The sequence below is a fragment of the Parageobacillus sp. KH3-4 genome (genome assembly GCF_022846435.1).
GTDB classification, from domain to species: Bacteria; Bacillota; Bacilli; order Bacillales; family Anoxybacillaceae; genus Parageobacillus; species Parageobacillus thermoglucosidasius_A.
Window position 1 is genome coordinate 3,597,909 of the sequence record NZ_AP025627.1, and the last position, 23,577, is coordinate 3,621,485.

Annotated in this window: 15 protein-coding genes and 2 pseudogenes; 7 read left to right on the plus strand and 10 right to left on the minus strand. The window is 44.0% G+C overall.

The genetic code is table 11. From position 1 onward, the window contains the following. The first annotated feature begins 136 nt into the window (after positions 1–136). The 3 genes from MWM02_RS18285 to MWM02_RS18295 are packed head-to-tail and all read left to right on the plus strand — an operon-like array spanning position 137 to position 2,545. Positions 137–1,048 (plus strand): ABC transporter ATP-binding protein, encoded by a 912-nt coding sequence (locus MWM02_RS18285; RefSeq protein WP_064552717.1) that lies wholly within the window; start codon positions 137–139, stop codon positions 1,046–1,048. Beyond that, positions 1,048–1,788 (plus strand): ABC transporter permease, encoded by a 741-nt coding sequence (locus MWM02_RS18290; RefSeq protein WP_244402638.1) that lies wholly within the window; start codon positions 1,048–1,050, stop codon positions 1,786–1,788. Before MWM02_RS18285 ends, MWM02_RS18290 begins: the two co-directional genes overlap by 1 nt. A gap of 13 nt (positions 1,789–1,801) precedes the next feature. Then, positions 1,802–2,545, plus strand: coding sequence for an ABC transporter permease (locus tag MWM02_RS18295; protein WP_244402639.1), 744 nt, complete (start codon positions 1,802–1,804; stop codon positions 2,543–2,545). Between the two features lie 450 nt (positions 2,546–2,995). Here the strand turns inward: MWM02_RS18295 and MWM02_RS18300 are convergent, their stop codons facing one another. Continuing rightward, positions 2,996–3,316 (minus strand): hypothetical protein, encoded by a 321-nt coding sequence (locus MWM02_RS18300; RefSeq protein WP_244402640.1) that lies wholly within the window; start codon positions 3,314–3,316, stop codon positions 2,996–2,998. A gap of 58 nt (positions 3,317–3,374) precedes the next feature. Next, positions 3,375–3,710: an efflux RND transporter permease subunit gene (locus tag MWM02_RS18305; protein WP_244402641.1), complete on the minus strand. Its 336-nt coding sequence runs from the start codon at positions 3,708–3,710 to the stop codon at positions 3,375–3,377. Positions 3,711–3,726: 16 nt separating this feature from the next. Between MWM02_RS18305 and MWM02_RS18310 the strand changes: the two are divergent. After that, positions 3,727–4,107 (plus strand): annotated as a pseudogene (locus MWM02_RS18310) (response regulator transcription factor); the annotation flags it as partial. Positions 4,108–4,282: 175 nt separating this feature from the next. Here the strand turns inward: MWM02_RS18310 and MWM02_RS18315 are convergent. The 5 genes from MWM02_RS18315 to MWM02_RS18335 all read right to left on the minus strand — a co-directional run bounded on the left by MWM02_RS18315 (position 4,283) and on the right by MWM02_RS18335 (position 14,156). After that, the gene (locus MWM02_RS18315) at positions 4,283–5,104 is read right to left on the minus strand and encodes an undecaprenyl-diphosphate phosphatase (RefSeq protein WP_244403650.1); all 822 of its coding nucleotides are present in this window, start codon (positions 5,102–5,104) and stop codon (positions 4,283–4,285) included. Positions 5,105–5,684: 580 nt separating this feature from the next. Beyond that, complete coding sequence (locus MWM02_RS18320) at positions 5,685–7,034, minus strand: UDP-glucose dehydrogenase family protein (protein ID WP_244402642.1); 1,350 nt, start codon at positions 7,032–7,034, stop codon at positions 5,685–5,687. Between the two features lie 702 nt (positions 7,035–7,736). Further along, positions 7,737–9,437 (minus strand): alpha-amylase family glycosyl hydrolase, encoded by a 1,701-nt coding sequence (locus tag MWM02_RS18325; RefSeq protein WP_244402643.1) that lies wholly within the window; start codon positions 9,435–9,437, stop codon positions 7,737–7,739. Continuing rightward, positions 9,424–12,096: a glycoside hydrolase family 38 N-terminal domain-containing protein gene (locus tag MWM02_RS18330; RefSeq protein WP_244402644.1), complete on the minus strand. Its 2,673-nt coding sequence runs from the start codon at positions 12,094–12,096 to the stop codon at positions 9,424–9,426. Before MWM02_RS18330 ends, MWM02_RS18325 begins: the two co-directional genes overlap by 14 nt. Positions 12,097–12,194: 98 nt before the next feature. After that, entirely contained in the window at positions 12,195–14,156 is a 1,962-nt protein-coding gene (locus MWM02_RS18335; protein ID WP_244402645.1) for a fructose-specific PTS transporter subunit EIIC, read from the minus strand. A 224-nt stretch (positions 14,157–14,380) separates the two neighbouring features. Here MWM02_RS18335 and MWM02_RS18340 point away from each other — a divergent pair, with 224 nt between their 5' ends. Next, positions 14,381–15,148 (plus strand): MurR/RpiR family transcriptional regulator, encoded by a 768-nt coding sequence (locus MWM02_RS18340; protein ID WP_064552734.1) that lies wholly within the window; start codon positions 14,381–14,383, stop codon positions 15,146–15,148. Positions 15,149–15,485: 337 nt separating this feature from the next. On the opposite strand, the gene brnQ is transcribed toward MWM02_RS18340, so the two are convergent. After that, on the minus strand, positions 15,486–16,796 hold the full coding sequence (gene brnQ / locus MWM02_RS18345) for a branched-chain amino acid transport system II carrier protein (RefSeq protein WP_064552735.1): 1,311 nt from the start codon (positions 16,794–16,796) through the stop codon (positions 15,486–15,488). A 531-nt stretch (positions 16,797–17,327) separates the two neighbouring features. Beyond that, a complete protein-coding gene (locus tag MWM02_RS18350) occupies positions 17,328–18,767 on the minus strand; it encodes an N-acetylmuramoyl-L-alanine amidase family protein (RefSeq protein ID WP_244402646.1) in 1,440 nt (479 codons plus the stop codon). A 672-nt stretch (positions 18,768–19,439) separates the two neighbouring features. Here MWM02_RS18350 and MWM02_RS18355 point away from each other — a divergent pair. Further along, positions 19,440–19,604 (plus strand): annotated as a pseudogene (locus tag MWM02_RS18355) (IS3 family transposase); the annotation flags it as partial. Positions 19,605–19,896: 292 nt separating this feature from the next. Further along, positions 19,897–22,263, plus strand: coding sequence for an RNA polymerase recycling motor HelD (gene helD / locus MWM02_RS18360; RefSeq protein ID WP_244402647.1), 2,367 nt, complete (start codon positions 19,897–19,899; stop codon positions 22,261–22,263). Positions 22,264–22,522: 259 nt separating this feature from the next. Here helD and MWM02_RS18365 read toward each other — a convergent pair whose 3' ends face one another. Beyond that, positions 22,523–23,485 (minus strand): MTP-1 family protein, encoded by a 963-nt coding sequence (locus MWM02_RS18365; RefSeq protein ID WP_064552741.1) that lies wholly within the window; start codon positions 23,483–23,485, stop codon positions 22,523–22,525. Positions 23,486–23,577 lie beyond the last annotated feature (92 nt).

Sequence of the window (23,577 nt, forward strand, 5' to 3'; positions counted from 1 at the left end):
CAAAACGGTCGATTCAGCGACCTTTTGAATCAGCCTCTTTTTTTATTAAGCAAATCTTAAGGTAATGTGAAAAGAAAGTTAAACAAGATTATGTATAGTTGACATTGCACCACACCTAAAGGAGGAAAACAGCCATATGCCTCAGTATGTTGTAGAAACGCAAAACCTTACCAAAAAATACGGAGACCATTTTAGCGTGAAACAATTAAATTTAAAAGTAAAAGAAGGCGAAATTTACGGCTTCCTAGGGCCAAATGGCGCAGGAAAAACAACCACACTAAAAATGCTTTTAGGTCTAGTAAAACCGACCGAGGGAAAAATCAACATTTTCAACAAAGATATAAACATCCATAGAACAAGCATCCTGAAACAAATTGGATCTTTAGTGGAATCGCCATCTTGCTACGGGCATTTAACCGGCTATGAAAATTTAGAAGTGCTTCGCCGCCTTATGAACGTCCCAAAGCGAAATATTGATGAAGTATTGGAGATTGTGCGGCTAACTAGGCAAAAGGACAAGCTTGTCAAAACCTATTCGTTAGGCATGAAACAACGGCTGGGCATCGCTGCTGCTCTCTTAGCTTACCCAAAACTTTTAATTCTTGATGAACCTACAAATGGATTAGATCCGGCCGGAATACAAGAAATACGCGAGCTCATTAAGCAATTACCTTCTAAATATGGCATGACTGTGATTATTTCCAGCCATTTACTTAGTGAAATTGACCAGATTGCTACCCAAGTCGGTATTATTCAAAAAGGAACCCTTATTTTTCAAGATAAAATAGAGAAATTGCGAAAAAGCCAATCAACAGTAAAGATGAGAGTAAGCCATCTCGCCGAAAGCTATCGGATTTTGCGGAATAATCATATTATTTCCACGATAAAAAATGGATGCTTAGTATTCCATGACTGCGATGATGAAAAGATTGCCCAAGCGAATCAGCTCATCGTAACAAACAATATATCGGTTTATCGAATCGAGGAAGAACGGCGCACATTGGAAGATATTTTCCTTGAGCTTACAGGCAAGGGAGGAAGCCTGTGATGTTATCGGTATTAAAAAGTGAATTTCTTAAGTTAAAAAGAAAACAGTTTGTGCTTGTTATTAGTTTGATGCACTTATTAGAAATCGCTTGGGTGTTCACTTTAACCGCAAAAGCGAAACAAGAGTTTCTTACTTGGGAAAATTTAATACTAAATTTTGGCGTTCTTAACGGCCTGTTTTTTCCTATGATCATAGCGGTTATTGTATCACGGTTGATCGATTTAGAACATAAGGAAAATACATGGAGATTGCTGTTGGCCACTCCGATCAACAAAATTTCTGTGTATTTCAGTAAACTAATTGTAAGTTTTGTGTTATTGCTAATACCTGCCTGCATTTCCTTTCTTAGCACTATAATCATTGGAAAGATCTTAGATTTCCCTGGCTCGTTCCCTTTTATCTTAACGATAAAGTTTGTATTTGCATCGATGGCATCAAGTATATGTATTGTGGCTCTTCAACTATGGATATCCTTGATCATTAAAAATCAAGCCTTTGCATTAGCATCGGGAATGATCGGATCATTTCTCGGCTATTTTGGCCAAATGTTCCCGGTGAGCCGTTTATTGATCTGGACATATCCCGCTATTTCCAACCCAATTACTTTTAAAATGATAGATGGCCATATGAATTACCAATACAATCCTTCTTTCCTCTCTAATCTGTATTTAAGTTTAATCATCGGAATATTTTTGATTCTACTCAGCTTAAATCATTTTATAAGAAAAGATATTAACTAGGGGGATTTGATTGATGCCTATCCGATTCGTTCTTGCTTCTGAATTGCTCAAATTAAAGAGATCAAAGGTTTGGCTTATCATGATATGTGTACCGCTCATTTGTGCCGTGTTAGGACTGTTGAACTTTCAAGCAAATAAAGAAGTACTTGTACACCATGGAGAAAATGAATGGATAAAAGCTTGGACGCAAGTCGGCATGCTTTACAGCATGTTTCTGCTCCCTATTCTCATTGGCATCTACAGCTCATTAATCTGTAGATGCGAATTTACAGGGAACAATTGGAATAAACTTCTTTCAATGCCTATATCGATAAAAGACATTTATATATCAAAGCTTATGATGATTGCTTTCCTTTCGTTCATAACGCAAATCTTTTTATTAGCAGCCTATGCACTCATAGGCAAATTAATGGGACTCCCGGGCTTTATACCGTTCACTATTATCAAATGGATTTTTCACGGATGGATTGGCACCATCGCAATTGCACCCCTTCAACTTTTATTGTCTACGTCCATGAAAAGCTTCTCTGTACCGGTAGGAATAGGTGTTGGATTTACATTTTTAGGAATATTATTGTATTTATTAAAAATCGGTTATATATGGCCGCTTTCTTATCCGGCAATAGCAATGGATCCCATCCATCTAAAAGGTTTGGATAACCGTTTTCATTTAGTCTTATTTTACTTGGCCTCCACTTTTTACATATGTATCTTCTCTTTTATTGGGATTTGGCGAATGGAGAAAAGGGATGTATAGCCAATAGCATCATATTGATTAAACATCCATACACAATAAAAAAGATGCCCTACAAGGCATCTACTTTCCGACAAAAAAACAGAAGATAAACCTTAATTATCTTCCGTCTTCAACAGTTGTTAATATATGAATAGAAAGAAAATAGTGCGGGAGAACTCAAGGGTGGGCGGCATTGTACCCCTTTATATGCAGAAAGGGGATGACGCCGTGACAGTGTTTGAAGCGTTAATATTTGCGATAACTTTCGCAAGTTTTATCGTTTCCATACTGTCTTACATTCACCCTTGAGTTGCCGGAGCTACGGGTGGATTATTTCCGCTCTGCTGCCGATCCCCCTTGTAGGGAACCGCTCCATTGCAGGACCGAGGGTGTTGCAGCACCCTTGGTCTTATTTTATTTATACGAAGCTTCTGTATATATTATACATGATTAGTGTTGTGAAATGAAGGCTTATAATTCATCCACACATACTACTGTAGGATTCGATGTTGGTAAAAGAGCCGTGGCATGTTGATAAAACCAGCATTCTACCGTTGTATAGGTTAGTTGTAACAAGCGAACGACTTCTTGAATCGTTTTCCCAATGCATAACTGGGCGACCCAATATTGAAAAGATTCCGTCGCGATACTGTGAGACGGAAGCCTCGGATAAAAAACAGTGAACGTCAGAGAACAAGCTTGGCAGCGTCGTCTTTCTATGAAAAGCTTAACCCAAAATAGACCGATGTTATTCGTATAGCCATGAATCCATTGTTTTCGTTTCGATGACATTTTGATTGTCCGTCCGAAACAAGCCGGGCAGATCGGACAAGGAGGAGGGAGGAAAAGTTCAAAAGTCCAGCGTTTTCCCTCTTTTCGTTCTCCTTGAATAAGGAAATCGAGGTTCCATTGCATCTTCAGGTAAAAACCTTTTCGCCTGGTCCACCTGTTCCTTCACTTTTTGTTGCGCTTTTTCCAGATTATTTCCTTCTTTAAAGGTCACAAACAAGGTGGATACATTCGGAAGCGAAAAAGACTCCATGTTTTGTACTTCAGAAACCGTTTTTATTTTCTTCTCCAGCACATTTGTAACCAATTGCTCTACCTTTTCGCTTCCCGCTCCGGGATAAGTAGTCAGAATGGCTACACCATTCACCAAAAACTCAGGATCTTCCTGCTTATCCATTTCAAAAGCTGAAACATATCCAACATGCAAAGTCGTTATTTTATCAGGATATGACTATGACGAATACATTCACGCCGCTTATGAAGCTGGAGCTTATGCGTTTGTGACAAAAGAAAATTCCGTCTTTGAATTGGCCAATGCCATTAGGCAAAGCCATGTAGGAATCAAATCTTTTCCGATTGACCGATTATCCAATTATCATCCCCCTCTCACAAAAATAGAATTGAAAATTCTCCAATTCATTTCCGAGGATAGGACAAATGCAGAAATTAGCGAGCTGTTAAACATCAGTAAAAGAACGGTCGAACATCACGTATCTTCCATTCTGCGAAAACTGGATGTCGACTCACGGGTCGGAGCGGTTGTCAAAGCGATGAAGCTTGGGCTGTTGGAATAAAAACAGATGAAATCCAGGAATTTGTGTAAAAAGAAACGGACACAAGGCGGTTCTATTTTCTGGAGACATAAGTTCACTAAACTAGGAGTTGGATTTTACACAAACATTAGTACTTGATCATAAAAAACCCGATGGAATGCGTCCATCGGGCAAACAGTTCGTCTACGAAATCATCTTAGAAATACACGATGTAAATAACAAGCGCCAAGACGATACGGTAAACGGCAAACGGCACGAGGCGGATTTGGTTAATAAGCTTTAAGAAAAAGCGAATCGAAACGAGCGCGAACACAAACGCGCTAATAAAGCCACCGATGAAAAATGGCAGAGCGTCGATCGTAAAATACTGCCAGTTTTTCAGTAAAGACAGTCCGCTCGCCCCGGCCATAATCGGTACAGCCATGATGAACGTAAAATCGGACGCGGCGCGGTGGCTCATTCCCGCCAGCACCCCGCCGGAAATCGTCGAACCGGAACGAGAGAATCCTGGCCATAACGACAAACATTGAATGAGCCCAACGATAAGCGCCTGCTTATATGTAATTTGGTCGACCGTTTGCGCTTTCGGCGCCTTTTTGGCAAATACATCAGCAGCAATCATCAATAGCGCTCCAAGCACTAATCCAATCAGCACGGTTGCAGTTGAAAATAAGTGCTCGTCAATATAATCCTCAAACAACACCCCTAATACTCCTGCCGGAACGAGTCCGACAATCACTTGCATCAGCTTCAGGCGCGGCTGTCCATCGCGATGGCGGCCACGCAGCCCAAGCAAGTCGATAAAGCGTTCTTTAAACACGACAACGACCGCCAAAATCGAGCCGAGCTGGATGACGACTTTAAACGTGTTTGCTGCATATTTTCCTAAAAATTCCTGCGATTTCAGCCACATATCATCGACAATAATCATATGGCCCGTTGAGGAAACAGGGGCAAATTCCGTTAATCCTTCGACCATTCCTAAAATGATCGCTTTTATAATCGTGATAATATCCATTGCGAGCATTCCTTTCCCTTCAAAGTATCGTTTCACATGACAACAATCTATGTCACCTTTATAAGAATACGAGAAATCCTTTTTATAGTCGACCCCATTTTCAAGATTAAATTTCAGAAATAGCGTATTGCGTTCTTTTGGCGACAAGTCGAGATCATGGCGAATGAAAAGCTAAAAATGCCAAATTTGCACGCTAATTTCTCCATCAGTCCCTTCGCGTAAGTGCAAAAAGCGATTTCGTTTTCCGGCAGCCGAGTTCACAAATTCATCCAATAAAGAGAACTTGACCTTTTTTAAAATTTAAAGCTTGCGCCGATCATTTTCGTGAGGTTTTCAATCCAGGTTGGTTGTCCGATTTTGTTCGCTGGCGGCTTTATTGACTATTTTATGAATCTCAAAATATTTTATATTGAATTTCTATTGATTAACCCCAGCTAATCAACTTTTTGCCTATCATAAAAAATATATGCGGGTTAGTTTTCCGATATATACAAATTGTTCGACTTCGTTTCCGCTTCGTCAGCGTTATTGTGATTGCATTTGCTGCCGCCAGGAAAGGGCGGGCGTTGCTCCTCGTTCGCTAGCAATTCCGCACATCCGCGTTTTCCCGCAGCCGGCGGCGAACCTCCGCCGGGCACACCGGCTCGCGGCCGATCGACTCATAAATGATTCCCGCCTCGCGCGCGCTGTCCAGACTGTAACAATTCCGCCCATCCAATACAAGCGGCGTTTTCATTAAATCAGCATATTGCCGGATGTCAAATTGCCGGATTTCTTGCCATTCCGTGAAAATAAAACAAATATCCGCGTTTGTAATCGCCTCTGCGATCGTCGAACAATACGCAACTTCCGTTTGGAACACGCGCCTTGCGTTTCCCATCCCGACAGGATCCCACACTCGAACATTCGCGCCTTCTTCAAGCAGCACCGCGATATTGGCGAGGGAAGGTGCCTCCCTTATATCATCCGTTCCCGGCTTAAACGTAAGACCTAGCACCGCCACTTCCAATCCGCGAAAATGGTCCACGTACGTTCTTGCCTTTTCAATCAATTTGATTTTTTGCCTTTCATTTACTTCCATCGCCGCTTGCACCGTTTTCAATTCATAATCGCAACCGGCCGCAAGCCAGCGCAACGCTTTCGTATCTTTCGGGAAACACGACCCGCCATAACCAATGCCAGCGCGCAAAAAGCGGCCCCCGATCCGCGGATCCATTCCCATTCCTTTCGCGACGTCTTCGATATTGGCGCCAACCATTTCGCATAAATTCGCGATTTCATTAATATAGGATATTTTTAAGGCGAGAAAAACGTTGGATGCGTATTTCACCATTTCCGCGCTTTTCCGGTCTGTCACGACATAAGGAAGGGCAAACGGATCATATACCTCTTTCATGACCTTCTCCGCCCATAGAGATTCCACGCCTAATACAATTCTCGACGCGTGCAGCGTATCTTTGACCGCCGTCCCTTGTGACAAAAACTCGGGATTCGCGACAACTTCAATGTGAACAGGATTTTTTCGATTCTCCTCTATCCAACGTTCCACTTGATCGCCCGTGCCAACAGGAACGGTCGATTTCACCGCCACCACGCAGTCTTTTTCCGCCGTCTCTGCGATCTGCTTTGCCGCTTCCCACACATACCGCAAATTCACAGATCCATCCGGCTCCTCCGGAGTGCCGACAGCGATGATAATAACGTCCGCCCGTCGGTACGCCGCCACGCAATCGGTCGTAAACAACAACCGCTCGCGGTTTTTCTTTAGCAATTCCTCCAAGCCAGGCTCATAGATCGGCGATTTTCCGTTTTGAAGAGGTGCCACTTTTCCAGCATCTACATCCACGCACGCAACTTTATGCCCTTTCTCCGCCAGGCACGCCGCTGTGACCAGCCCTACATATCCCGCACCAGCTACGGCAATATCCATACTTCATCACACCTTTTAATCGTTTACTCCGCTCCGCAAACACGAGTGATGTCAGGGGAAATCTAGTATATAGCCAAGCCAATAACAACATTCCTAGCTAAACAATTGGATTCATTTATGCTATTTCTTGCATATGCATGATGTTATTATAAACTATAATGGCCCCTTCTTTCATTTACAACGATTACGCATGTATTGGAAACGGATGATGTTCCGTTATTACGATACTGCAATAGCAGCTTTCGATTCTAACAAACAAAAAAAGAGCTGTTCATCCCTAGACGTAGTAAGCTCTGACAAAAGCCAAAAAGCTCACCGCCTCGTCGGAACGCTCTTATTATGTAAGGGAGAGCAATGGTGCTCTCTCTTTTGTTTGTAAAACATATCAATGAGATGAAACAGTCTCCAGCCATATTATACAAAATATATAACTTTTCGAAATTTGCTTTTTATCTTAAGGTTCTACTTGTGTAAGAGCTTTCTCATTTAGCCGCTTAAAGAGTTCGAATGTTTATCTCCCCACAAAAACATGCGAAAAGCCCTTTCCGTGCGAGTCTTTCCGTTTCTCCTCCATTACGCCATCGTCTTGAAGCCACTCGAAATAGTATCCACAAACGATCACCACCATTCCTAAAAGAAAAGGAACCAGGGCCATTTAGACCCTGGCTCCCTTGCTTGACTTCTTTTTATACTTGTCTGCCTTTAAGACAATTTCTCCTTCACCCACACAAACTGATACGGAAGCAAGCGGAGCAACTTGTTTATTTTTTCTCCCGTCCATAAATCTTCCCCGCTTGCTCCTAAATCGACAGCAACTTCGGTTGGTGTTACGTTGACGACAAAATATATCGAGTCGCCTGTCTGTTCGTTCGTTCTTTTTACAGCAAATACGTGATCGCCTAATTCGATCACTTGCTGCGGGGCGTACGGAGAAAATGCCGATTGTGTGCGGCGGATGGCGATCATCCGTTTCAACCCATGGAAAATCGCGCGGCGCCGAGAATTCGTTTGTAGTTCACGAACAATTTGGTTGTACTCCAATTTTTCGCGATTAATTCGGCGCGGGATTCCCGATTGTTCCAGCCCTTTATAATCATTGCGCGAGCCGAGCAAAGAGTGGTAATAAATCGCCGGAACACCGATGACCGATAACAAAATCGCATGGGCCGCAAGCATTTTTTGAACTTGCTGCTGCTCGGTCACATCGACACCTTTGTTGATAAGTGCGTCAAAATAATTAATATTCAGCTCATATACAGATTGGCTGCCATCCGTGTCCGTTTTATACGACACTTTCCCGCCGTTTTGTAATACTTTGTCCACAAGCAGCTGTTTCTCTTCTTCCGTCAAAATCCCCTCTGTCGGACGCATGCCGATTCCGTCGTGGCTCGCTAAAAAGTTAAAATACGTAGCGCTGTCGGAAACTTTATCAATCGTTTTCGCCCACTCTGTCAACTTGCGAGAATGATGGACTGTAAACGTATATAACACGAGTGGCGGCAAAGAAAATTGGTAAACCATATGAGCCTCGTTCGTCCCATTACCAAAATAACGAATATTTTCATCGTGCGGCACGTTCGTTTCCGTAATGATATTCGTGTTCGGCTGAAAATAGTCGAGAAGAAGACGCCATAACTGAATAATTGCATGCGTTTGCGGCAAGTGCATGCAGCTTGTACCAGACTCTTTCCAAATGAATCCGATTGCGTCTAACCGGATGCTCGCGCCGTGTTTATGTGCATACTCAAGCAAAATGTCAGTCATTTCTAACAAAACAGGAAAATGGCGGAAATTCAAATCTACTTGGTCTTCGCTAAATGTCGTCCAAGCCGTCTTCACCCGATGAATCCCTTGATACTCATGAAACAACGGTGTCGTGCGCGGACGAATGACGTTGCTTGTATCAAAAGACGGATCTTTCGGGATAAAATAATGCTCATATTTCGGATCGTCCGCTAAATACCGCTGAAACCATTCGCTCGATTTCGAAATATGATTGGCGACAAAGTCAAACATGAGACGATAATCCGCCGCCATCGCTTCAATTTGTTCCCAATCGCCAAGCTTCGGATGAATTTTCCGATAATCCGTCACTGCAAAACCGTCATCGGACGTATACGGAAACATCGGAAGCAAGTGGACGTCCGTAATGATATCGCCTACTTGCTCTTTCAAAAATCGATGTAGTGTATCTAACGTCGGTTTCCCTTTTTCAAAAATGCTGTCACCATACGTGATTAAATAAACATTCTTCTCCGACAGCGACTCGTTTTTTCTCCATTGCTTTGCTTCCCAACGCTCGATGAAAGAGCGGAATGCCGTTGCATATTCCTCTTTGTATTCCTGCCCATATATTTCTTTCAACTTTTGTTCTACTTGTGTCATTACATCACATTTTTTCATTGTCTCTCATCACCTTTAACTTCAATGTAATATATCCTTTCGCGTCTATGCGGCAGCTTTCAGTCACTTCGCATATCTCTTCTTCCGCTAAATTTGTCTCGACAATGGATAGTACATACGGGCTTTTTACCGTAAATGTTTGCGGCTCCGATGTTGGATTAAAGAGACGCACAATAATCGCTGAATCATCATACGCCTGTTTACAAACGCTCATAAAGATAGCATCGTTATCAATTTCCAACAATGAAAATTGTTCTGGCACCCGCTCGATCGGATACGGAATTTCAAAGCGGTCAAGCCGCTCTTCCAATGTGTTCAACGTTTGCAATTGATAGGACGCAAAATGACCGCGGTAAGCGTCGATAAGCGCAAAAATTCGTTTCGGGTCTCGTTTTTCCTTCGCCGCGTAAATCGCATATTCAAAGTCAAGCTTCTTTTTCAACTGCGCATCTGGCGTATAAACGACTTGGTTATTAATTCCCGAAGCCCGACCTGGCCGCCATAACAAATCATCTCTTCCTAACAATCCGACGCTGCGAAATAGCGTTAAGGCAAATTCTTCCGTTTCGCTTAACACTTCATACTCCTTTATCCCTTTTGTGATCACGGCAAATACGAAACGATCATCATGCACTCCCGCCACGTTCTCCAACGGATAAATCGGTACTGGCGCTTCAGCGAAGTTTCGTTCTCTCCAATTCGCCAAATACGGATTGTCGACCGAACGCTCGACTAAGCTGAATCCTTGGTCAGCAAACGATGTTTTCGGATTAGCCACTGGTGTTTTTAACAGCACGCGCAGACGATGGTCTTCCATCTTGTTTTCCACCTCATGGCGGACTCGCACAAACGCTTCCCCTTTGCGCAGCTCGAACGTAGTCACCACCGTTAGTTCACTTGATTTCACGTTTGCTTTTCGTTCTGTAAGATTCGCAGGAGTTTTAGCGGTATGTTGGACGACCATTGTCTCCGTCAAACAGCCTTTTTCCACCGAAAGGAGCTTGGCCTTCTCCAGATAAATCGGCTCGTCCCCTTCCAACGGTGAGTAATCGTACGAATCGCCCGCATCGCCCGTATTTTCCAATCGGAAAAAGTGCCGAATCGTTTCGCCAGACCGTTTATCGGTTAACATCAACGTCCCTTGTTCATACGACACGGCAAAATAGTCATTTTCAATCCATTTCTCTTCCACGCGTACCCGTTTTTCTAAATCGGTCTGTCCTTCGATAATTTCATACGTACAATATCCAAGTGGCGGGACGTTTTTCACATGAAGCTGGATTTCCGTCCGGTAATATCCAGGAAGCGCTACTTCTTTTTCTCCTTCAGCCGTAACGACAATCTTTTTTCCTCCCGACAAATGCCGCTGCGCGATCATTTCCGCTTGAACTGGTTTTCCGTCTGTCGTCATGATTTGGAAGTGCGGATTTTTGGTAAAAACAACTCCTTTCACTACTCCTGAAAATGTCCGCGGCTGTGTATGGAAGAAAACGTATATGTTCTCTTTTCCAAGCTTGTTGCTAATAGCGCGCGCAATTTGTTTTTTCACGACATTCATTAAGCTATCTGCCATGCGATTAATTTTTTTCAAACGGAAAAGAATCGCCTCATTCGTCTCATCCGAGTTGCATCCCCCGATACTGTCATGGGCGTGCACATCAAACAATTGTTTCCACATTTGATCGAGCCAAGCTTTCGGATAGTTTAACCCTAACGTTTGACCGATGACCGCAAGCGGCTCGAGCACATGCAACAGTTTATGCTCGACGATGGCGTTCATCTGCTTTATATCATATCTTTGCGAACGAATCGTATGATGAATACGCGATTGCTCCGTGGCAAGCAATTCTCCTTCAATAACGTTATGAAACGATTCATCTGCCCATGTTTCTCTCATAAACGTTTCATAATCGGACAAAACATACTCCCGGTCTGGATCGATGCCATTCAGTTCCGCCACCATCTTCGGGAAATGTTCACGGACAAGCACTTGGTCACCGCCTGCCGGCAATAGAAGATGATCACAATGCTTATTCATTTCCTCTAATTTTTCAATCATCGGCAATAATTGCTTTTGCACATATTCACGGTCAGAAGACAAAAACTTGCCAGGTCCGTACCCAAGATAAATATGGTTCGCCTTCACCGATTGACCGTCAGGAGACTTCCAAATAAAATTCACATCTCCGTGCAACTGGTCCGTATAAATCCCCCGCTGCAAAATGCTAAACTGTATGCCAAAGCCGCGGAAAATGGACGGCAAATATGCGTTTTGCCCGAAAATATCCGGCAAATATCCAATTTCCATGCTATGGCCCATTTCTTTCGCAATCTTCGTTCCATAAAGCAAATTGCGGATGACCGACTCTTTGTGTACAAGAAGCGAATCGGTTTGCGTATACCAAGGGCCGACAAAGAGACGCTTCGCTTGAATAAGCTTTTGGAGCCGCTCTTTATTTTCCGGACGAACTTTTATATATTCTTCGACGATGGATGATTGACCGTCAAATACATACGCCGTATACGATTCATCCCGTTCCAAAACGTTTAAAAGATGATCAAGATTTTCCGAAAGAAGAATGTTCGAATCTTCAATAGAAAAGTACCATTCCCGATCCCAATGAGAATGGGGCACGACATAGACGCGTTTTTTCTTCACGAGTTAAGTACCTCCTTGATGTAATGAAATAAACAAAAAAGCAGGAAGAAAATATGGTTACGGGCACATGGACCCATAACCATATTTTTTTGTCTACATTATTGCGATTGTTCGCTTTTTTTCAGTAAAGCGAAGCGGATGAAAATGTTCGCAAACGCGATAAACAACGTGCCGACGGCCAAACCGACTAAATATGCCCATAAGTTGTCGACGAGCGGCCATCCCCAAAACGCAGGAAGCGGAAGCCATTGAACCGCGCCCAAATATACCGCTGTACATGCCCCTAAAATCGCACCGATTATATTAATCGGAATCGTAATAAGTGGGTTGCGCAGCATAAATGGGATCGCGCCTTCACTAATGGCGATAAAGCCTAGAAGCAAGGACGTGTTCCCCGCAATGCGTAAGTTTTCATCAAACACCCGTCTTCCAACAACATATTTATCAAGAATCGTCGCCAACCCTAAACCGATTGGCGGAATGACGATCGCCAAAACGCGCGGTGTTAGCGGGAAAATGTGATCGGCCGCCAATCCAATCGCAATCGCCCCTGCTGCTTTGTTGATCGGTCCGCCCAAATCAAAAGCGGTTGCCGCCGCTATGATCGCTGAAAGAATGAGCTCACCCGAATCTTGTGCCGATTCAATTAAGTTGCGAAGCAATTCATTCAAACCGCCGAAAACAGGATCAACAACGTAAAAGTTTAAGAAAAAGATAGCTAACACGCTGATCGCCGGAATAATGAGCATCGGTTTCATTGCCTGGAAGTTTTTGCTTAACTTAATGTGTTCATTTAAAAATCTCGAAATATAACCAGCAACTAGCCCAAGAATTAACGCACCGAAAAACCCGGAAGGCACCCCGTTTTCAATGCCCCAAAACGTATAATGCAGCCCAGCGGCGAACGCACCGCCGATAAATCCTGAAACAAGACCAACACGGTCAGCGATCGCATACGCAACAAAAGCGGCAAACACAGGATACATAAATTTAAAAATCATGCCACCGAACTGATCTAAATGGTGGAGAATGACAAGCAACTCGTTCGAATGTGTAGCGTATTTGACATCGCCAATTTCGTTCACTAAACCGAACGGCATAGCCCCAAGCTTCGCACTCCCCATCATCAGCCCGGCAGCGACGATGACAGGAATCATGTAGGAAATTCCCGTAAGAACAGCTTGAGCCATCTCTGGCCAAATTCCGCCTTTTTTGTCGCCACCTGTTTGCATCACTTCATCGCTCTGCGCTTCTACCACCCCATCCGGCTGGTGAAGAACTTTTTCAATTAACCCTTTGGCGTTTTTTAACGGATCTGCTACCCTCGTCTGTACGTACGGTTTTCCCGCAAAACGCCCGACCTTTTTCGGCGCGACATCGGTTGCGAAAATAACCCCGTCGGCTTTTTCGATGATGTCTGCTGTAAACTCGTCTTGAATTCCGTTGGCCCCTTGCTTTTCCGTTAATACGCGAATTCCTAGCTCACGCCCCGCCTTTTCCAATGCTTCCGCGGCCATGTACGTATGGGCGATACCTGTCGCACAAGCCGTTACGGCCAACACCGTTTTTTCATAGGCCGCATCGTCACGCGCGGAAGGCTGTTTCGCTTGATCTAACGCTTCCATAAATTCTTTCGCGGTTTTCGCCTTCATCAATCGATCTAAATAATTCGCATCCATAAGGCGCAAGCTTAATTCGGACAACACATTTAAATGTGTCGTTCCCGCTTCCGTTTCTGGAATGGCGAGTAAAAAGACAAGCCTTACTTTATTGTTCGGATCAATACTTTCCCAATCTTCTACTGGTTTGGCTAAACGCGCAACGGCAAACGCCGCTTTCTTGACCGCGCTCGATTTTCCGTGCGGGATCGCCAATCCCCGTTCTAAACCTGTCGGAGAAACATTTTCTCTCTTCATCACCGCTTGAAAAAATGCCTCTTTTGATGATAAGATACCGCTTTCAAAAAGAGCGTCAACCAAGGTACGTATCACTTCTTCTTTACGCGAGAGATCGATATCAAAAAGAATCAATTCCTCTTTTGTCATCGTTTTTAGTTCCACGGTAATATCCCCCTCAATATGTTGAGATGAACCGCTCTGATAAAGCGGTTTCACTTTAGTTGTAACATAGAATAGGCTATCGCAGTTGTACATGTCGCGAACATTTATACTTTTTTGTCATGAGGGGGATTTCCGTTCTCTATATTGATTGAAAACAAGGCAGGTCTATTCATGGACGTTGTGCTATAATAAATGCAACATCACAGAAACGAAGGGGTCCATATATGGGGAAAATCATCGATCGATTTTCTAAATATATTGGAAATTTAACGTACGCAGAAAAACATGTTTTATATTACATTGAAGAGCATCTAGAAGAAGCGAAGCAGCAATCGCTCACCACAATGGCAGAGAAAAACAACGTCAGCACAGCAACGATCGTCCGAATGTGCCATAAGCTCGGACTTGAAGGATTTTCCGAGCTGAAATATATATTAAAAACGATCGACAGCCAGCTCATTCCCCGCGAAGAAGATACAATTGCGCGGTACAAAGCGGATTTGAACGAAACACTCCGTTCCTTAGAACGAAAAAACTTAGAAGAAATTAGTGAAAAGCTGTTACAAGCCAACCGCGTATTAATCGTCGCCGTCGGCTTGTCGAAAATGATCGGAGAATATTTCAGCAAACTTCTCATGCAAGTGAACAAACCGAGCACGTATGTGTATGAATCCCACATCATCGACTTATTGCCGAACATGATTCAGCCAAAAGACTTCATCGTCTTTATCTCCTCAAGTGGAGAGACAAAAACGATCATACAAGCTGCAGAAAAAATCCGCTTTAAAAACGTAGAAACACTCGCCATCACGAATAACGCTGACAGTACGCTCACCAGACTGGCGCGCCAAAGCATGAGCGCTCATATACAACACGCCCAATTCGCTGGCTATGACGTATCCGCCCGCTCCTCGCTCGTCGTTCTGATCGATATTTTATTTGAGTTTTTTATAAAAAAATATGTAAAAATAGAAGGGAAAAATAAAAAATAAGCGGGAAACCTGCTATCTCTCTTCTAACGGGGGAGCTATGTATTATCAATGCAACTCGATATTTCATTCTTTTCACTTTTTTTCAAAAAATGTCGACTGTCAGAGGCAAGTCGGTGACTTGCCTTCGCACGCATAAGCAGTAGTTGAAAAAACGGCCCACAAAGAAGTAGAATGCGCAGGTTCAACTTATGTAATTATGGTTGTTACTGCAATGGCAGCTTTCGATTTTAACAAACAAAAAGAAGAGCCGTTCACTTCTTGTTGTGACTGGCTCTCCTTCCCTCTTCATGGCAGGAAAAACGGTCGGGGCGGGCGTGTCTGTCCCCCTTGCTGTCTTTTACGCCGTCTTATGCTGCTTCAAGGCGATATTGTCCAACACAAAACCGATGATGGCCCCGATGATGGCAGGGACTACCCAGCCCAATCCAACCGAGAAAAACGGCACCCAGGATAACAACGGCTCGAGCCACTCGGTCCCCACGCCAAACGCGTTCAAACCATCATATACGCTGAACACGGCGGTAAACAGCAAGGCCATCCCATACGTTTTCGCCGAACCTTTATAAAAGCGATGGAAAAACGACATAACGACAAGCACAATCGCTAATGGATAAATCATCGTTAACACTGGGACGGACAGCGAAATCAGCTGATTCAATCCTAAATTAGAAACGACCAAGCTAAAAATTGTAATAATCGTCACATATGCTTTGTATGATATGTTTGGAGTAATTTCATGAAAATATTGCGCGCACGCCGCAGTTAACCCGATGCAGGTTGTTAAACACGCTAAAGCGACAATGATGCCAAGCAATAGCTTCCCGCCGCTGCCAAATAAAAGCGCAGCCGCGTTCGATAATAAATCCCCGCCGTTGGCAAATGGGCCGTTTAAAGACATTCTCGCCCCAAGTAACGCCGTCGCGATATAAACTAACGCCAAACCCGTTCCGGCGATTAACCCCGCTTGAATAGTCGCTTTTACCATTGCCGATTGCTGATGCACGCCTCTATCTTTCAGGGCGTTCACAACGACAATCCCAAACGCGAGCGCCGCGATCGTATCCATCGTTAAATATCCTTCCATAAATCCTTTAAAAAACGGAGCGGAAGCATACTTTTCCGTCGGTGCTTGCAGCGGATTTTGCAACTGGATGATTCCTGTGACGCAAAGAACGGCAATGGAAAGAAGCAAAATCGGCGTCAATATTTCCCCGATGCGGTCGACCAGCTTCGACGGATTTAAGCTTAGCCAATAAACCATTGCGAAAAAGATAACAGTAAATAGCAACAGCGAAAGCGCGCTGCCATTCCCGTTGAAAAACGGCTTGATTCCCATTTCATAAGTGACGCTCGCCCCTCGCGGAATGCCGAAAAACGGGCCAATCGCCAAATAGACCGTAATGGAAAAGCATAAACTAAAGAGAGGATGAACATAATTGCCAATCGATTGAACTCCACCTTTGGTGAGCGCAATAGCGGCAACAGACAAAATGGGCAAGCTCACCCCTGTGACGACAAACCCAAAAATCGCCGGCCAAACCGCCTTCCCCGCTTCCATGCCAAGATACGGCGGAAAAATTAAGTTCCCTGCCCCGAAAAATAAGGCAAAAAGCATTAATCCCGTAAAGAAAATATCTTTTCGCTTCATCTAAGATGCCTCCATGTATATTTTAAATATTTTGAAAATAAAATTATCCAACTCCGTTTTTTTATCCGGTTTTCTATTTTTATATAATTATGACTTTTTTAATATTATATTTTTTTCGCAATTACGTCAATGAAAATATATAGAAAAATGCTTGTATTATCGCATTCATAAGAAAAAGAATGCTATGTGAGTAAATAAAAGTAAAACATAGTGATAAACCTTCCTATTCATATATCTTAATATTTCGAAAAAATAAAAAAACGGGCAACCTCTCTATGAAAGCCCGTGAAAAACGGCCCGCCGTCTGCCTTTCCTTGCTGAATCAATTCCTAGTTATTGTGTAAAATTCCGCTCCCAGCTGTTGAACTTGGAGAAAAAATAAAACCGCTTTTTGCCATTTTCTTTTTACGCAATTCTAGGACTTCATCCTAACTATTCGCATTAGTTTCTCCTTAATTTTGAATATAAACGGCACATTTCTTTTGTAAAGTTTTACTTTAATACATTCACTTCGTGAGTTTCATTCATCCGTCATTCAAAATAATTGCGAAGGCCATTGACAATCGCGTTTGCCGCTTCCTGCTGGTAATGCTCTGCAGCCACGATACTCGCTTCTGCCGGATTGCTTAAATATCCTAGTTCCACTAATACAGACGGAAGTTCGTTTTCGCGGAGAACGTAATAATTTCCAAAGCTCACCCCGCGGAACGGAATCGTCATCATGCGGGAAAACGGACGTTCAAGCGACAACGCAAGCAAATAATCGGAAAACATATCATAGTAATATACAGTCGCTCCTTTGGCATGTTGATCCTTCGCGCTATCATAATGAATACTAATAAACGCATCAGCGCGGTAGTGATACGCCGTTTGTACGCGTTCAGACAATGAAACGTAACGATCGCTCGAGCGCGTCAGAACGACGTTTGCCCCTTGCGTTTGCAGCTTTTCTTTTAGAAGCCGCGCCGTCCGCAATGTCAGCGTTTTTTCCATGATCCCTGTATTGCTAATGGTGCCGCTGTCTTTGCCGCCGTGCCCGGCATCGATCACGACCGTTTTTCCTTTTAATGTGCTAGCCTCTGATTGGCCATCGACGCCAACGGAAACAAGCCAGCCGGCAATATAACCAATTCCCTGCTTTGGAATTTCAATTTCATACCAATTGCCGATTTTCCCAAGCACGCGGTAACGCTCACCGTATTGCGCCATCGCCTGGATAGGGCTTCCAAGGGACGGAAGCGCACGGATATTTACATTAGGATACAATACGGTCACAAAAGAAGACGCTGTCTTCGAAGCAGTAGAAATATATTCACTGGACACCCAGCCTACTTTGCCGTTATTCATCAAGATTTGATACCAATTTTCTTGCTTGTCCGTAATGGTTACCTGCTCCCCATAGGTTACTTTTCCAACCCGTTCCGCCGTCAGTGACGGCCGCGCCCGCACATTGAGCGAATCTGCCGTTACCCATCCAGTTTTCGCCGTCGCTTCCTTGCGATGATACGAGGAGAGATAAGAAGAGGAAACCCAGCCAATAAGCGAAGAGGTGACGACCTTCCTCCAGTCCCCGTTCGTTTCTAACACGGAGACGACTTCTCCCTTGGACAAATGTCCGACGATACGCCCATCACGGCTAGGCGAGAGGCGCACCCGCAACCGATCTTCCTGAGAGACCGCCTGCTCAAGAACAAGCTTAGTATACGTTTTCGCCACCCACCCCGTTTGATTTCGTTTCATTTGCACTTTGACCCAACCGGCCCGTTCCTCGATCAGCTGATACGTTTCCCCTTGGTGGACTTTTGCCAACAAACGGTACGACATTCCCGGCCCTTGGCGAACGTTCACTTCCTTTGCTGTAACGACTACCGTCTGCCTCTCGTTTTTTGCCGCAAGCACCGGCAGCACCATCCCCACAACCATGGAGAGGCAAAACAAAAATAATAGCAGTCTCATCCACCGCAAACACAACAGCGATCCCTCCAGCTCGTCTATATTTCTACTATATAGTTCGAGGGGGATACACTGTTTTCCTATCTATATGTCCGAAAAACCTATCGACAGAAATAGCGCTCCCTCTTGCACGAAAGAAACACCCTCTCCTCCCCCGCACCGCCAAAGCTGTTTCGCTCCGCTTAAGTGGCGGCCCGCAGTTATTGCCAAAAAACGACAAGAAATAGACTTTAGCACATTTTAAGGAAGTTAAATGATGATCATGATTTCGCGAACGTAGTGATATGGTGCTACACATCTTTTTTAAACTTGTCCCTGTCAAGTAGCCAATAAATAAAAAACCTTATTAAACAGCCGCAGCCAGATATTCTCTAGAAATACAGCCGTCTCCTTTGTGTCCGTTCATTTTTATAGTGAGTACAGGGAAGAAGAAATGGGGAATTGATCGATGATTTTACGCTTCGTCCATCCCTCATCCCAATATTTCTTCACCACATCTAATTTATATATTCTTTACTGTAAGTTTTCCTGATCTTGCCCATAAAAATATCCCCTTCATAGTAAACAGTGCATTCCTTCTTTTTCAGTCTACTATAAGGGGATCATACGAGAAACGGGAAACCGTTCGTTTGAAGTGGGAGGAGAGCTGGTCTTATCGGCAACTCCGCGAACATTTTGGAATCAGGAGCTTTCTCCCATTTAAAGACAGAGAAGCTGTATTTAGTGTGCCTAAAAACCATTGAACAAGCACACCAGACGATAGAAGAGTATATTCATTTTAACAATCACAGTCGTTTCCAAGAAAAACTAAACGGCCTTTTCCCGGTTGAATACCGAGAAAAGACCGCAGTTTAATATACTCTTTTTTCAATACCTACTTGACATGGTGATGTGCAGCGATGGTATGGATTGCATCGATATTTGCTGCATGTGTTATACTGCAACCCTATGCATAATTTTGAGTTTTTACTCTAGTTTTGCAACACCATCTACAGTGTTAAATACATTGATAAAATGGAGGAACTATGATAAATTAGTATAGAAACACATTTTGTTCCACAAATTATAAAAAATATCCCATTTTAATTATACATCATAACCTCCCTTCAGTCAATCCCCATTTTTCATTTTTAAAGGAGTGATTGATATGAATAAAGAACTTCAGCAGGAGCAAGAACGATTGGACAGCATAATGAAGATAATTACAGAGCAAATCCGCATGCTGGAAGATGAAACTTTCCGGCGCCGGAAAGAAGTGATTGATATCCGCAAACACTTTTGGGATGACGTCAAGGTTAATATAGATACTTTCGACGATTTTCTGGAGACGATCATCGGCTTGAGACAACAGGCTCAGCTCCTGTCCGTAAGCCAAAGCACCCACAGACACGCCTTCAAGAGGTTGTCTACGCTGCGCCGTATGCAGGAGGTGCCTTATTTTGGCCGAATCGATTTCACTGAAGAAGGAACTTCCGCTGCTGAACGAATCTATATCGGCATCTCCACGCTCACGGATACAAGCGGAGAGAACATCCTTATCTACGACTGGCGGGCGCCGATCTCGAGTATCTACTACGATTACCCTCCCGGTCCGGCCGAATATGCTACACCCGGAGGTGTAATCCGTGGCATGCTGGAGAAAAAATGGCAATATATCATCCGCGGCGGTGTTATCAAATCGATGTTCGATACCAGTCTCACCATTGGAGACGAGATTTTAAAGCAGGTGCTTGGCAGAGTCACAGACAAACATATGCACAACATCGTGGCCACCATTCAACGGGAACAAAACCGGATCATCCGGCATGATCGCGGGCGGATGCTCATTGTGCAAGGCCCCGCTGGCAGCGGCAAGACGTCTGCCGCCCTGCAGCGGATCGCTTACTTGCTCTACAAGTATCGGGACAGGCTGAAATCCGATCAAATCATTCTATTTTCACCTAATTCGATGTTTAATAGCTACGTATCCAATGTGTTGCCTGAACTTGGCGAAGAGAATATGCAGCAGGTCACATTCCAGGAATACTTGGAGCATCGGCTGAGCAAAGAATTTCAAGTCGAGGGTCCATACGAACAATTGGAATATGTGCTGACTGAAGCGGATGACCCTTCATACCGGACTAGGATTGCGAGCATTCGATTCAAGGCATCGACCCGTTTTTTCGAGGCGATCAAAACATATTGGAAGTCGCTGGAATACTCCGGCATGCTATTCAAAGATATTCTATTTAGAGGAAAACCGATCGTCACCGCCCAACAAATCGCGGAAAGGTTTTATAGCAGCGACACCTCGCTCCGCTTTCATAACAGACTTGAAAAGTTGACGGATTGGCTAAACAAGCAAATCGATAAAGCTGAGAAACTTGAACGGACCAAGCCATGGGTGCAGGAAGAAATCGAGCTGCTTAGCAACGAAGATTACCATAAGGCTCATACCCATTTACGGAAAAAACGCCGCTTCAAAGGAGAATCGTTAAACAATTATGAGAACGAGATTGAAGCGCTAGGCCAATTGATCGTCCGCCAAAAGCTAAAACCGTTGCGCAAACGAATCCGGACACTCCGTTTCATTGACTTTAAAGGAATATACAAACAGCTTTTCGCCGATCCAACGCGTATCAAACTGTGGATGGAGGGAGAAACGCCCAAGGAGTGGGAGAATATTTGCCGATTGACTGTGAAAATGCTAGACGAAGGCAAACTGTTTTACGAAGATGCAACGCCGTTTTTATTTCTGAAAGATCTGATTCAAGGCTTTCAGACGAACGTCTCGATCAAACACGTGCTTGTAGACGAAGCGCAAGATTATTCTCCGTTTCAATTCGAGTATTTGAAATGTTTGTTTCCCTCGGCAAGGATGACCGTGCTCGGCGACTTTAACCAGGCGATCTTCGCTCATGCCAGCGAAACGACCGATTTTCACACACTTACCAGCTTATACGGACCGGATGAAACGGATGTGATCACCTTGACACGCAGCTACAGATCCACAAGACAGATCGTCGAATTTACGCGCGGGCTTGTGCCCGATGGTGAACGGATTACTGCTTTTGAACGCGACGGCGATAAGCCTGTGCTGACGAGAGTGTCCGATCAGGCCGAACTGCACCGCTGCATTGCTTCCAAAGTCTCAGAATTGCGGAATCAGGGGTATAATACGATCGCGATTATATGCAAATCCGCTGCGGAAAGCACCACCGCATACGATGCACTGAGCAACGTTGAAGAAATTAAGCTTGTGACGAGCGACTCGCTGGAATATGAACAAGGCATTGTCGTCATACCGGCGTATTTGGCCAAAGGCATTGAATTCGACGCCGTCATCATTTATAACGCATCGGCGCAAGTATACGGCAATGAGAGCCTGCGCAGATTGTTCTACACCGCCTGCACCCGGGCTATGCATCACTTGCAGCTTTACAGTGTAGGCGAACCGAGCCCCTTTTTGCGCAACGTTGCGCCGGGGAGTTTACTTCTGATCCCGAGTTCACAAGGGACTAGTCGGGAGTCTTAAATGTGCCACTTTAATTTAGAATTAGAGGTGTGGCAACGACAATACGGATACTTTTTCCGCTACTCATATGACTAATGACAAATGACACAAAAACGCCAGCTGCCACAGAAGGCATGTGCCGATATGGGAATCGAAACCTTTATTTGACGCTGAATGAAGTGAGATAAAAAGCAGGAGGCTGTCCTCAAAAGGCCGTTTTACCGGCCTTTTGGGACAGCCTCAAAACGTATACTTTCGGAATGAGAAATTATAAGTCGCTTCACTTCGTATAAACACACTCTTCCCTTTCGTATTTGATAAATGGATCGACAATCGTAATTTTTTGTGCCTCTGCGTCGCTAATACCTGCATATAAATCAGCCGTTCCGTCCCCTTTGCGGACCAAGCCGCCGCTAAAAACGACATCAACAAGATCAGGACGCTTAGAAGCACCTTCTAAAAAATGAGATCTTGTTGCGATCAGCTCGATATCGGAAAACTCCATTGTATCAGGATTCAACACAAACACCATCGGATAATAATGGCGATTTCCCTTTTCGTCAAAACAAGCGATATGGCCAAGCACACCAATGAGGCCGTTAGAAAGTAAGTGCAGTTCGTTTGCCCCGCCCCACTCTTCGTCAATAAACTGGCCTTCTAACAACGGGGCTTCGTCAATTACCTCACGAGTAAAATGATCCAGCGACGGAATTCGGATAAATCCAATTTTGCCGCGCCCACCTTTTTCCCCTTGTGGCCGTGTCAGCACGCCAATCGATCCGTCTTTGAGCCCGATAAGCCTTACATCTTTCATACCATCCGGACCTGTAGCAAACTCTTTTAAATCGGCAATACTCGTTCCTCTATAAAAAACGGTTCTCCACCCAAGCGAACCTTCGATTGTTGGATGATGAAAGGTTTGTACTCCACCAAAGATTAATTCATTCCCAATTTTGGTGAAAAAAGGGTCTTGCAATGGAAATACCGGCGCTCCTTCCCTCGGTATCCATTCCCCGTTACGATTCACAAAGAAGTATACTTCTGAGTGCTCGCTATCCCGAGGTTCTACCCGACCGGCAATCACAAGTTCTCCTTTATCTTCAAACGGCGCTGAAATATTATAAACATCTCGATCTCCTACACCTTTGAAAATCAATTTTTCTGGATTGAAAGGTTGCGGAGCATTTTCAAGCTCTTTCAATAATACGGCGCATGTCTTGGCATGCGTCTTCCTCAACTTCACAAAAGCTCCCCCCAAAAATTTTTTGCAATCAATGTTTCATAATAGTAATTCATATTTAACATTCGCGCTTTCTTAACAGTCAAGTATTCAAA

What these genes read in the sequence shown, in the direction of transcription:
- MWM02_RS18295 (WP_244402639.1), top strand. Translation starts at nt 1,802, where the DNA reads ATGCCTATCCGATTCGTTCTTGCTTCTGAATTGCTCAAATTAAAGAGA.
- brnQ (WP_064552735.1), bottom strand. Translation starts at nt 16,796, where the DNA reads ATGAAGCGAAAAGATATTTTCTTTACGGGATTAATGCTTTTTGCCTTA.
- MWM02_RS18285 (WP_064552717.1), top strand. Translation starts at nt 137, where the DNA reads ATGCCTCAGTATGTTGTAGAAACGCAAAACCTTACCAAAAAATACGGA.
- MWM02_RS18315 (WP_244403650.1), bottom strand. Translation starts at nt 5,104, where the DNA reads ATGGATATTATCACGATTATAAAAGCGATCATTTTAGGAATGGTCGAA.
- MWM02_RS18290 (WP_244402638.1), top strand. Translation starts at nt 1,048, where the DNA reads ATGTTATCGGTATTAAAAAGTGAATTTCTTAAGTTAAAAAGAAAACAG.
- MWM02_RS18320 (WP_244402642.1), bottom strand. Translation starts at nt 7,034, where the DNA reads ATGGATATTGCCGTAGCTGGTGCGGGATATGTAGGGCTGGTCACAGCG.
- MWM02_RS18300 (WP_244402640.1), bottom strand. Translation starts at nt 3,316, where the DNA reads ATGTCATCGAAACGAAAACAATGGATTCATGGCTATACGAATAACATC.
- helD (WP_244402647.1), top strand. Translation starts at nt 19,897, where the DNA reads ATGAATAAAGAACTTCAGCAGGAGCAAGAACGATTGGACAGCATAATG.
- MWM02_RS18305 (WP_244402641.1), bottom strand. Translation starts at nt 3,710, where the DNA reads ATGGATAAGCAGGAAGATCCTGAGTTTTTGGTGAATGGTGTAGCCATT.
- MWM02_RS18340 (WP_064552734.1), top strand. Translation starts at nt 14,381, where the DNA reads ATGGGGAAAATCATCGATCGATTTTCTAAATATATTGGAAATTTAACG.
- MWM02_RS18325 (WP_244402643.1), bottom strand. Translation starts at nt 9,437, where the DNA reads ATGAAAAAATGTGATGTAATGACACAAGTAGAACAAAAGTTGAAAGAA.